Raw genomic sequence first — 7,356 nt, 5'->3', positions numbered from 1 at the left:
GGACTTCATGAAGCGCAAGCACAACGTGCGGACTTGAGCACAGCAGTTCGATCCATGTTTGTGACCGAGAGCGCCGCCATGCACCCGGATGGCAAGATGGCCAGAATCGCTTGGCACGAAGAGGGCTGAGGTCCGTATGCGCATCGAGTCGATCAAAGTCTATCAGGTGCTTCTGCCTGTCAAAGGCGGCGCCTACCGGATGGCTAGCGATACCGTGCAGAATCTGGATAGCACACTCGTTGAAGTGACCACCGAGGACGGACTGTCAGGCTGGGGTGAGACGTGCCCGGTCGGCCCTGTTTATCAGCCCCAACATGCCCTGGGTGCGCGAGCGGCAATTGCCGAAATAGCGCCTGGACTCGTTGGTGAGGACACTGCGTCCATGCGCCGCCTCGCGAAACGAATGGACGAGCGGCTGAACGGTCACAACTATGCCAAGGCGGCCTTGGACATAGCCCTCCTCGACCTCGCCGGCCAGCGGCTGGGCGTTCCGGTTTCAACACTTCTGGGCGGGGCGCTCACCGATCGTGTACCGTCTTACTACTCGACTATTCTCGGCGCACCGGACGAGACGGCGCGTATTGCCGTCGACAAGGTCAAGGCCGGATACCCACGACTTCAGATCAAGATAGGCGGACAGGATCTCGAGCAAGACGTCGCCACCGTGCACAAGGTATGGGAAGTGGTTGGCTTCAAGGCCCGGATAGCCGTCGACGCCAATCGTGGCCTCACCGCCGCGGCGGCGTTGCACATCGATCGGCTTTGCCAGGCAATCCCGTTCGTGTTCGAACAGCCTTGCAACACCATGGAGGAAGTCGCCAGTCTCAAGGGACGCGTGACCCATCCGGTCTACCTCGATGAGAATACCGAGGATTTGAATGCCGTCCTGCGGGCAGTTTCCTCAGGTATCGCGGACGGATTCGGATTGAAGGTCACCCGCCTTGGTGGCCTCACCAAGATGGTCACGGTCCGCGACCTGTGTGCGATACGATCGCTCCCGCACAGTTGCGACGATGCCTGGGGTGGGGACGTCATCGCCGCGGCCTGCGTGCACCTCGCCGCTACCGTCGAACCGAGCCGTTTCGAGGGCGCCTGGATCGCGCAGGAATACATCGAAGGGCATACCGACCCGGTAAACCCCGTCGTCATCGAAAACGGGCATATAAGCGTCCCGCAGATGCCAGGGCTCGGTGTCAAGCCTGAGCGCTCCCGGCTCAAAGCGCCTGTCGCGACTTTCGGAGGCTGAGGATCCTGTGATGTTCGCGGCGATTGTATCTGCCAGTGTCGTCGGCAGTTAACCGCGGAGGTGCTTTTGCGAGCCTCCGGAATGTCTGGCGGGGCGCCTGGGGGCTGGCGCTCCAGGACTTCATCAGCCGCAAAAAAGTCGATATGCAGGATGTGTGGTATTGATAGCGTCAAGCCATCAAAAGCCGGAGATCCTGCATGCGACTGACAGTGCTCGTTGCCGCCCTTTCGATAGCCTTGCCCGCGGCTGCCTTCGCCGGACCAGCGTCCGATGCGGTGAAGTTCTTCTATGTGCCGGCGGTCAAATTCGAGGCTGACGAGCAATACCGGGATCGGTTCACCGAGCCGGTGACGAGCCTGTTCAACCTGAACGACCAGGCAACGAAAAAGAACCCTGACGAGGTCGCCTGCATCGATTTCGATCCTGGCCTGGACGCACAGGACTTCGATCAGAAGACTGTCTCGAAAACGCTGAAACTGTCCGAGAAGCTCGATGGTGACACCGCCGAGGTTACGGCGTCCTTCAGCCTTTTTTCGGAAGGCGATGACTCCAAACGTGACATGGTCTGGTCGCTCAAGAAGATCGACGGCAAGTGGAAGATATCGGACATTGCCTCCAAGACCAGCGACTGGAAGCTCAGTGCGCTGGAATGCGTGGCCGGCCAGACGCCGGAGTGAAGGGGATGGTCCGTCGCCGGATCCTGGCACTATCGGCCATGTGCCTGCTGGCAGCGGGTCCGAGCGGCGCCGCCGCGCAAGGGCTGTTCGGTGCGCCGCCGGCAAACGCGCCGGCTGACAGCGCCCCGGGCGACAGCGGGGCGCCAGCTGCAAATGCGCCCGGCGGTGCGGTGGAACCCGCAACGCCACCAGTGGCATGGCCGCCCAGCGAGCCCGCCGCACCCATCCAGCCGGGATCGCCGAGGGCGGTGGTGCGGCCATTTTACGATCAGGTCGGGCTCGAACTCGATCCGGCGCAGCGCAGTCATTTCATCGATCCGGCGAAAACCGTTCTCGACAAGAGCGACGCCTTGCGCAAATCGGGACAGGGCGAATGCCTCGACCCCAACATGGCGCTCGACAACGCGAACTATGACAAAGCCGAGATCGACAAGAGCCTGAAGACGCTGGAAGCGATCAATGGCGACAAGGCCAAGGTCATTGTCGCCTTCGTTGTCGCCGGCAACCCGCACCGGCTGGAATGGAAGTTCAGCAAGGTGGACGGCGACTGGAAGATATCGGACCTGTTGTCGGTGACCGGCGAATGGGCGCTCAGCCAATATCAGTGCGAATGAGCGGGAGACCAAAAGCGCGTTGTTGAAACGGATTCAGGCGACGCGCCTTAACTCTTTGTTTTTATGTATGCCGTTGCCTCAAAACCGGCGTCAATTTTGGGTGACATGCATCAGCCGCGCCCACGATAGGGCGCCACTCCGGTATCGGGCAACCAGGCGCCTTCCGGCGGCGCGCCGGTCTGCCAGAACACGTCGATCGGAATGCCGCCGCGCGGGAACCAGTAGCCGCCGATGCGCAGCCACAGCGGCTTGGTTGCCGCCACGATGCGGCGGCCGATCATCACGGTACATTCTTCATGGAAAGCGCCGTGGTTGCGAAACGAGGTCATGAACAGTTTCAGCGACTTCGATTCCACCAGCAGCGCATCGGGGGCGTAGTCGATGACGATATGGGCGAAGTCCGGCTGGCCGGTGACCGGGCACAGCGAGGTGAATTCCGGGCAGGTGAAGCGCACGATTGCGGGCGGGCCGTCGCCGCGCGTAAACGGCACGGTCTCCAGCACCGCCTGATCGGGGCTCTGGGGGGTCTCGACGTGTGCGCCGAGCTGGGTAAGGTTCTTGGTGACGGTCATGGGCAGCATTCCTTCGAATTTGCCGCTCATTAGCACCGGACCGAAAAGCGCGCAGCGGTTTTCGGTCGAATCCGATCATTAAATAGGATCTGAACCATCGGACCGAAAAGTGCCCCGGCATCGTTGGTGGCGCGCGGTCGGCCCTGCGTACGAGAGCCCGTGTACGTCGGTCAGGCCGCGCGCCCGCACGTCATCGGCTTGTCGCCAGACAACGTACGATTCTGTGAGTTGCTGCGTCTCAGACCATCCTGGCGACGGCCATGCAGAGCACGGTGACGACCAGCAGCCGCGCGGCGATGCGCTCGCCCGTCGCCATTCTGGCGCGCAGTTGCGTTTCGGTTTCCGCATTTGCGCCGGCAAGCCGCCGGCTGGGCGCCCTGACCATGGCGCCGAGCACGCCCGCGGCGGCGAAAGCGGTCAGGATGCCAAGCGCCAGCACCATTTCCATCGAGCCGAAATAGGCGCCGTGGAAGAAATACCAGAGCAGCGCTCCGGTCAGGAAAACCATGCCGGCCGCACCCATTTGCGGCTGGATGAAGCGCTCGGCACGGATATCGGGATCGCGCGCCAGCGTGATCGTCGTGCCTGCCCAGAATACGCCCGCCATGACGTGAAGGCCGATAACGACGATGTAGACGTACTGCATGACCGGATTCTCCTGTTTCGTGCGTCAATATGATATAGTTAGATATCTAACGGTTAGGTGTCAATGTATAAACCACGGCCAGTTCCATCGGCCTTTCCCTTGTTCTAGTGTCTTGTGATGACGCCCTTTGAACGCCCGCCAGTCGGCATGAATCTCGGCCGTACCGCCAAGCTGGTTGCCCAGGCTTTTGACGCTGCCCTGGTCGAGGCTGGCGGCACGCTGCCTGTCTGGCTCACGCTGCTTTCGGTCAAATCAAGCAAGCTTGCCAACCAGCGCGAGCTTGCCGGCATGATCGGCATCCAGGGCGCGACGCTGACACACCATCTCAACGCGATGGAGACGCAGGGCCTGCTGACGCGCCGCCGCGATCCCGTCAACCGCCGGGTTCACCTGGTCGAACTGACCGATGCCGGAGAAGCTTTGTTCGAGACATTGCGCAAGGCAGCTCTTGTTTTCGACAAGCGGCTGCGGGTGGGTCTTTCCGACGAGCGCTTGGCTGAGTTCGCACAGGTGCTGGCGGCCTTGCGGGCCAATGTGGAAAGCTAGGGCAGGCTCAGTCGTCGTAGCTCTGGATTGCGCCAAAGGTGTAGTGGCGCAGCTTCAGTGCGGTGATCAGGTTGGTCAGTTTGGTCTTGCCGTCGAAACTGTCCTGGAACATCTCGTCATGCATCAGCAGGATCAGCTTGTGCGGCTTCACGAAGCGGCCGTAGCCGAACAGGTGATCGATCTCGCTGACCAGATGGTCGACGCTCTGCACCGGCTCGCCGCTGTCCTTGTGCACCCATTCGTGGTCCCAGCCATAGAGATAAAAACCCGAGGCCGCGACAAACTCGTAGTCGGGTTCCTCGCGTCCCTCCTGGGCCAGGCCAAGCGAAGTGTCGTTCTTCGACATCGAGGGCAGCCTGAACACGTCGCGCCCCGGCAGCCGGGCGTGCACCACCGGCTTCAGGCCGAGCACCACGTTTGCCCGCATCATGTCGGCGACGACGCCTTCGGTGTCGGCGTAGTAATGCTGGTAGCGGTTGTTGGCGTGGCTGTAGCTGTGGTTGCCGAGCGTAACCAGCGGAAGCTGTTTGGCGCGCTGGACGAGCGCCCTGTTGGCGGTGCTTGCTTGCGCATGCATGCCGACCATGAACATGGTCGCCGGAACCTGTTCGGCTTCCAGCACGTCGAGGATGTTGCTGGTGCCGTTCAGCGGGCCATCGTCAAAGGTGAGATAGATTGTGCGATCCGCCCCATGGGCGGGGAACGCAAAAATCAACAGTGCCGCCAGGACAATCCGAAACGGTGTCATCACCCGCACTATCAGGTTGCGATGACGACAGGCCGCCATGTCCACAACGGCTTGTCAAGGCGGGCGGTGCATGTCGCCCAAAGGTGCGCAGCGGTTCTGGGGCAACGACATGGAGAAAACGGAGAGACAAATCGCGTCGGATGTCTCCGCTCGAGCGCGACGCGCTTTGCCTACGCCAGGCTTCCCTGCAGCACCGTCAGCCTGGCCTTCTTCGGCATGCGGGCCGTCAGCCATTCCAGCGCCTTATCCTGCGGCATCGGGAAGGCGATGGAATAGCCCTGCACCTGATCGCAGCCGATTGCCATCAGCGAATCGAGCTCGGCCTCGGTTTCAGCGCCTTCGGCAACGATCGAGATGCCAAGGCCACGCGCCAGCTCGGTGATGGCACGCACGATCTTCGAGTTGTCGCCATTCTCATGGATGTTCTGAACGAAGCGGCGGTCGATCTTCAGCCGGTCGATCTCGTTGGGGTTTACGTGGCTGAGCGAGGCATAGCCGGTGCCGAAATCATCGAGTTCGAGATGGACGCCGGCTGCCCTGATATGGCGCAGCTTGGCGGCGATGCCGGTCTTCTCGTCGTCGAGAATGACGGACTCGACGATTTCCAGCGACAGTTTCTGCGGCGGCAGCCCAGCCTTCTCCAGCGTCTCGAACAGGAACGCATCGAAGTCGTGCTCGCGCAGTTCGGTGCCTGAAACATTGACGGCAAGCCGCCCAAAGGCAATGCCGGCGCGGTTCCATTCGGCGGCTTCGTTGATCGCCTTCGAGATGACGATGCGGCCGATCTCCGGCATGAAGCCGCATTTCTCGGCGACCGGAATGAATTCGCCGGGCGAGATCATGCCGCGCTCGGCATGGTTCCAGCGCACCAGCGCCTCGATGCCGCTGATCGTGCCGTCGGTCAACGAGACCTGCGGCTGGAAATAGACCTGGAACGCCCGGTCCGCGATGGCGATCTTGATGTCGTGCTCGAGCTGCTTGCGATAGTCGAGCTCGCGGCGCAACTCTTCGGAGAAGAACGAGAAGTTGCTGCCTCCCAGCTTCTTGGCGGAGTAGAGTGCCAGGTCGGCGTGGACCAGCAGGTCCTGCGCATTGTCGGCGTCGACCGGGTAGACGGCGATGCCGGCGCTGGCGCCCGGAAGAATGGTCGTGCCCTGGAAGATGATCGGCTCGTTGATGTGGGCCAGGATACGCCGCGCCAGCATGTTGATGTCTTCGGTGCCGCCGGCGCCGCCGAGGATCATGACGAACTCGTCGCCGCCCAGGCGTACGCACAGGTCCGATGCCCGGCAGGAATCGCGCATGCGCTGCGCCGTGACGACCAGCACATAGTCGCCGGCGGCGTGGCCGAGCGTATCGTTGATCTGCTTGAACCGGTCGAGGTCGAGCTGGACGACGGCAAGCCGCTCACGACGCCGTTGCGAGCCCTTGATCAGCGTATCGAAATGATCGGTCAGGAACGTGCGGTTGTGCAGGCCGGTGAGGCCGTCATGCACCGCGATGAAGGCCATGGAATTGCGCGCGTCGATCAGCTCATGCGTCTTGCGCAGGATGGCGTTCGACATCGGCCGGAAGATGAAGAGCGCCACCAGCACGATCACCCCGAGGGTGGCGTAGAACAGCGTGCGGTGAAGCGCGAGCAGCTTCTCGGCGCGCTCGTCGGCATCGGCGCTGATGCGCTGGCCAAGCGCTGCGTAGCCCGACAAGGTCGCGTTGGCGACAGAGGCATCGAGATTGACGCGCTCGCCGCTGCCCTTGTAGCCGTCACTGGCGCCCGTCAGCTGGGATTCAAAGGATGAAATCAGCCGCTTGCCATTGGCGACGAGGCCTACCGAGAAATAATCGAGATGGAACGGCTTGGCGAACAGCACGCTCTCGGTCGATTTCGGGTCCAAACGGGCAGGCGACATCGGGTCGGCATTGGTCTGCTCGAGCAGCAGATCGTAGTTCGTCTCGAACTCCGCCGTCGCCTGCTTGAGAGCGCTGACCAGTGCCGGCTGCTTGTCACGCGAACCGGAACTCGTTGCGCCGGCAAGGAAGACGATGCGCTGCGACAGCGTCTTTTGCGTGCTGACGATGTCGAGCAAGGTGTTGTTGTGCTGCTGGGTGGCCATCATCTGCTGCAGCAGGATGAAGGAGGCTATCACCATGGCGGCGATGATCAGCAGGGCCAGCCAGTAGCCAGCCTTGATCAGCAGTATGAGCTTGCCTGAAACGGTTTGCACCGGCTGCTGCGACATGTTGTGGGGCGGCCCTCTCGCCAACGGATTCTTGTTGCGAGGACCATTGGCTTGCAAACGTTAACAG

General features: G+C 61.9%; 8 protein-coding genes. 4 read left to right on the top strand and 4 right to left on the bottom strand.

All coding sequences use genetic code 11. The features are described from left to right. Window positions 1–136: 136 nt before the first annotated feature. The 3 genes from AC1D0I_RS24230 to AC1D0I_RS24220 all read left to right on the top strand — a co-directional run bounded on the left by AC1D0I_RS24230 (window position 137) and on the right by AC1D0I_RS24220 (window position 2,537). Window positions 137–1,246 carry a mandelate racemase/muconate lactonizing enzyme family protein gene (locus AC1D0I_RS24230; RefSeq protein WP_477398244.1) on the top strand — a complete coding sequence of 370 codons (1,110 nt, stop codon included), beginning with the start codon at window positions 137–139 and terminating at the stop codon, window positions 1,244–1,246. Between the two features lie 197 nt (window positions 1,247–1,443). After that, entirely contained in the window at window positions 1,444–1,923 is a 480-nt protein-coding gene (locus AC1D0I_RS24225) for a DUF3828 domain-containing protein (RefSeq protein ID WP_477398242.1), read from the top strand. Between the two features lie 5 nt (window positions 1,924–1,928). Continuing rightward, window positions 1,929–2,537: a hypothetical protein gene (locus AC1D0I_RS24220; protein WP_477398240.1), complete on the top strand. Its 609-nt coding sequence runs from the start codon at window positions 1,929–1,931 to the stop codon at window positions 2,535–2,537. Window positions 2,538–2,647: 110 nt separating this feature from the next. Here the strand turns inward: AC1D0I_RS24220 and queF are convergent, their stop codons facing one another. Beyond that, entirely contained in the window at window positions 2,648–3,109 is a 462-nt protein-coding gene (gene queF / locus AC1D0I_RS24215; protein ID WP_095086672.1) for a preQ(1) synthase, read from the bottom strand. A 238-nt stretch (window positions 3,110–3,347) separates the two neighbouring features. Then, window positions 3,348–3,755, bottom strand: a complete 408-nt coding sequence (locus tag AC1D0I_RS24210) for a hypothetical protein (protein WP_095085906.1) — start codon at window positions 3,753–3,755, stop codon at window positions 3,348–3,350. Between the two features lie 117 nt (window positions 3,756–3,872). On the opposite strand from AC1D0I_RS24210, the gene AC1D0I_RS24205 reads away from it, so the two are divergent. Further along, entirely contained in the window at window positions 3,873–4,301 is a 429-nt protein-coding gene (locus AC1D0I_RS24205) for a MarR family winged helix-turn-helix transcriptional regulator (protein WP_457151999.1), read from the top strand. Window positions 4,302–4,308: 7 nt separating this feature from the next. On the opposite strand, the gene AC1D0I_RS24200 is transcribed toward AC1D0I_RS24205, so the two are convergent. Next, window positions 4,309–5,049: a polysaccharide deacetylase family protein gene (locus AC1D0I_RS24200; protein ID WP_477398238.1), complete on the bottom strand. Its 741-nt coding sequence runs from the start codon at window positions 5,047–5,049 to the stop codon at window positions 4,309–4,311. A gap of 170 nt (window positions 5,050–5,219) precedes the next feature. After that, window positions 5,220–7,289, bottom strand: a complete 2,070-nt coding sequence (locus AC1D0I_RS24195; protein ID WP_477398236.1) for a putative bifunctional diguanylate cyclase/phosphodiesterase — start codon at window positions 7,287–7,289, stop codon at window positions 5,220–5,222. Between the last annotated feature and the right edge of the window lie 67 nt (window positions 7,290–7,356).

The sequence above is a fragment of the Mesorhizobium sp. P2_D1 genome, from assembly GCF_056404455.1.
This window is presented reverse-complemented; position numbering and strand designations above follow the sequence as displayed.

What these genes read in the sequence shown, in the direction of transcription:
- queF (WP_095086672.1), bottom strand. Translation starts at nt 3,109, where the DNA reads ATGACCGTCACCAAGAACCTTACCCAGCTCGGCGCACACGTCGAGACC.
- AC1D0I_RS24205 (WP_457151999.1), top strand. Translation starts at nt 3,873, where the DNA reads ATGACGCCCTTTGAACGCCCGCCAGTCGGCATGAATCTCGGCCGTACC.
- AC1D0I_RS24225 (WP_477398242.1), top strand. Translation starts at nt 1,444, where the DNA reads ATGCGACTGACAGTGCTCGTTGCCGCCCTTTCGATAGCCTTGCCCGCG.
- AC1D0I_RS24210 (WP_095085906.1), bottom strand. Translation starts at nt 3,755, where the DNA reads ATGCAGTACGTCTACATCGTCGTTATCGGCCTTCACGTCATGGCGGGC.
- AC1D0I_RS24220 (WP_477398240.1), top strand. Translation starts at nt 1,929, where the DNA reads ATGGTCCGTCGCCGGATCCTGGCACTATCGGCCATGTGCCTGCTGGCA.
- AC1D0I_RS24200 (WP_477398238.1), bottom strand. Translation starts at nt 5,049, where the DNA reads ATGACACCGTTTCGGATTGTCCTGGCGGCACTGTTGATTTTTGCGTTC.
- AC1D0I_RS24195 (WP_477398236.1), bottom strand. Translation starts at nt 7,289, where the DNA reads ATGTCGCAGCAGCCGGTGCAAACCGTTTCAGGCAAGCTCATACTGCTG.
- AC1D0I_RS24230 (WP_477398244.1), top strand. Translation starts at nt 137, where the DNA reads ATGCGCATCGAGTCGATCAAAGTCTATCAGGTGCTTCTGCCTGTCAAA.